Below are 2,886 nucleotides of genomic sequence, written 5' to 3'. Positions count from 1 at the left end.
GCCCGTGGCGGAGAATCTCCTTGGTCAGGTCTTTGCGCCGACGAAGCCCAACGAAGTCTGGACCGGTGATATCACCTATATTGCCACCGACGAAGGCTGGCTTTATCTGGCTGGTCTCAAGGATGTGTTTACCTGTGAGATAGTGGGTTATGCGATGGGAGAGCGAATGACCACCGGGTTGGTCAGTCAGGCGCTGTTTCGGGCTGTGCAGCAGAAGAGGCCACCCGTTGGGCTTATTCATCACACAGACCGGGGCAGTCAGTACTGTGCCAAGGCTTACCGGGCTCTCCAGGTACAATTTGGCATGCAGACCTCCATGTCACGCAAGGGGAACTGCTTCGACAATGCCCCGATAGAAAGCTTCTGGGGGTCTCTTAAAAATGAACTGGTTCACCACCATAGATTCGAGACGAGAGCGGAGGCCAAGGCAGCGATTCAGGAATACATAGAGATTTTTTACAACCGCCAGCGTCGGCATTCACGACTTGGCAATGTCAGCCCGGCGGAGTTTAACAAGAGGTATTGGAGAACTGCTCAGGCTGCTTGATCCGGGACTGTCCGATCTTGTCAGGACACCTCAGGGAGCTGCTAGGCTGACTTCCCGTGGTGTCATATACCTACAGCCACACCTTTCAACACCAGCATGTAGCCTCTCTGCTAACTGCGGACAAATGACATGCGTCTGCCTGCCACTGCTCATAAGAGGTAATTAGCTGTTTTGTAATTTAGTTACATGGTCACTATCATGGCAAACAGAGCTTGGTTTCCAACTTCAATGTCCTGCTTGTTCGTTGAGCAGGCGGAGGATTGCTATCGAGTTTCCAACTTAAATGTCACTTGTGGTGTCGCTAAGTTACTGAATCGATTGATCAGCTAGTTTCCAACTTAAATGGTCATGATCACGTTTAGGTGCAACAGTTAAGCCTTATAAACAACAGGGCCACCCAGACGGGTGGCCCTTCGTTTACATGGACTTTATCTGCATGTTGCTATCCGAATGTCCGGCTTAAGTCCTTGAGTTGGCTCGCTTTGCTCTGCAAGTTGGCACTGGTTTCACTCACCTGATCGATTTTGAGACTGTTATCGTGAGAGAGCGAGGATATCTGGTTGATATTACGACTGATCTCCTCGATGACCGCTTGTTGCTCGGTGGCAGCGGCGGTGATCTGGTTTGAAAAATCAGAGACCTTGTCTATCTCGATCACAACCTGATTCAGGTTGCCGGTACTTGCCCGGGTGGTGGCGAGGCAGGCGTTGGTTCTGGTCACATTGAGATGCATCATCTCTTTCCATCCCCCCAGGGTTTGCTGGATATGGCCAATGCTGTTCTGGATCTGCTCTGTCGCCTTGTGGGTTCTGGTCGACAGGCTGCGAACCTCGTCCGCCACCACTGCAAAGCCGCGCCCCTGATCGCCTGCCCGTGCGGCTTCGATGGAGGCATTAAGCGCCAGCAGGTTGGTTTGATCTGCAATGCCGCGAATTTCGCTCATGATGGTGCCGATCCGCTCGGATTCGCTCGCCAGTTCGACGGCTGACTGAAAGGCTTGCTCCGCTTGAGTAGCAAGCGCCGACATCTCTTCTCCTGCTTCCGAAAGCTGGGTGCTGGTGGTGATGCAGTGGCTACGGGCTTCTTCAATCTGGCTGTTGCTGTCTTGAATATTGCGGTTGATCTCCTCGGCGGCCGAAGCGGTAATCCCCCCATTTTTTGGAGCACTCAAAAGTAGAGGTCATGCGGCCTGTGCCAAGCGCTGTTTCGGCGTGTAGCCGCCCAGCGCCATATTGGGCCGCTCATGGTTATAAACCCACAGCCAGTTCGTGGCAAATTCCTGTAACTCATTCAGTGACTCAAACAGGTAATGGCCCAACCAGTCGTAACGCACAGTGCGGTTAAATCGCTCTATGTAGGCATTCTGCTGCGGGTTGCCTGGCTGGATATACCTCAGCGCAATCCTCTTCTGCTGCGCCCATTGCTTGAGCTCTTCGCTGATGTATTCCGGACCATTATCACAGCGGATTGCGGCTGGTTTGCCCCGCCACTCGATGACCTGCTCCAGCACCCGTTTGACTCGCGAGGCAGGCAAGGAAAAATCCACCTCGATGCACAGTGCTTCGCGATTGAAGTCATCGATCACATTAAACAACCGCACCGAACGACCATCGCTGAGCTGGTCATGCATAAAGTCCATCGACCAACAGTGATTCGGTTGGTCAGGGACTGCCAACGGCTCCGGCTTGGCGCGTACTAGCCGCTTCTTGGGTTTTATCCGCAGATTGAGCTCTAGCGCCCGATAGATCCGGTAGACCCGCTTGTGGTTCCAGCCAAAGCCTTTGACGTTACGCAGGTACAGGAAGCACAGTCCGAAACCCCAGTTGCGCTGGTTGGCGGTGAGGCGCAGTAGCCAGTCGGCAATCTCCTGGTTTTCATCAGCCAGCACGGGCTGATAACGGTAGCAACCCTCGCTCACCTTGAACACCTGGCAAGCCAGACGGATAGAAATGGCGTAATGAGCCACAGCCTTGGTCGCCATCTCCCTGCGGGCAGATGGCGTCACCACTTTTTTGCCATCGCCTCGGAGATGATCTCAGCCTTTAGGCGCTCCTCGGCATACATCTTCTTAAGGCGACGATTTTCCTCTTCCAGCTCTTTGAGGCGCGCCATGAGAGAGGCATCCATGCCACCGAATTTGGAGCGCCACTTGTAGAAGGTGGCGGAGCTGATGCCATGCTCACGGCAGAGCTCAGGGACGGGTGAACCAGACTCGGCCTGCTTGAGGATGGCGATGATCTGTGCATCGCTAAAGCGTGATGTTTTCATGTAGAACCTCCTGCGTTCAAGATACGAGAAAATTCTACTTATGAGCACCTCAGTTTTTCGGGGGGATTACC

1 protein-coding gene and 2 pseudogenes are annotated in these 2,886 nt (G+C 53.6%); 1 reads left to right on the top strand and 2 read right to left on the bottom strand.

Annotated elements, in window-relative coordinates:
* Positions 1–547, top strand: a pseudogene (locus AB5Y97_RS15305) (IS3-like element ISAeme20 family transposase); the annotation flags it as partial.
* A 442-nt stretch (positions 548–989) separates the two neighbouring features.
* Here the strand turns inward: AB5Y97_RS15305 and AB5Y97_RS15300 are convergent.
* Positions 990–1,688: pseudogene (locus AB5Y97_RS15300) on the bottom strand (methyl-accepting chemotaxis protein); the annotation flags it as partial.
* A 39-nt stretch (positions 1,689–1,727) separates the two neighbouring features.
* A protein-coding gene (locus AB5Y97_RS15295; protein WP_088821966.1) for an IS3-like element ISAs22 family transposase occupies positions 1,728–2,815 on the bottom strand; the annotation gives its coding sequence in 2 pieces (ribosomal slippage) (positions 1,728–2,563 and positions 2,563–2,815; 1,089 coding nt in all).
* Positions 2,816–2,886 lie beyond the last annotated feature (71 nt).

Source organism: Aeromonas sp. R10-2 (genome assembly GCF_040908445.1).
Taxonomy (GTDB): Bacteria; Pseudomonadota; Gammaproteobacteria; order Enterobacterales; family Aeromonadaceae; genus Aeromonas; species Aeromonas veronii.
Note: the sequence above shows the minus strand (reverse complement) of the source record. Positions and strands in the feature narration are given on the sequence as shown.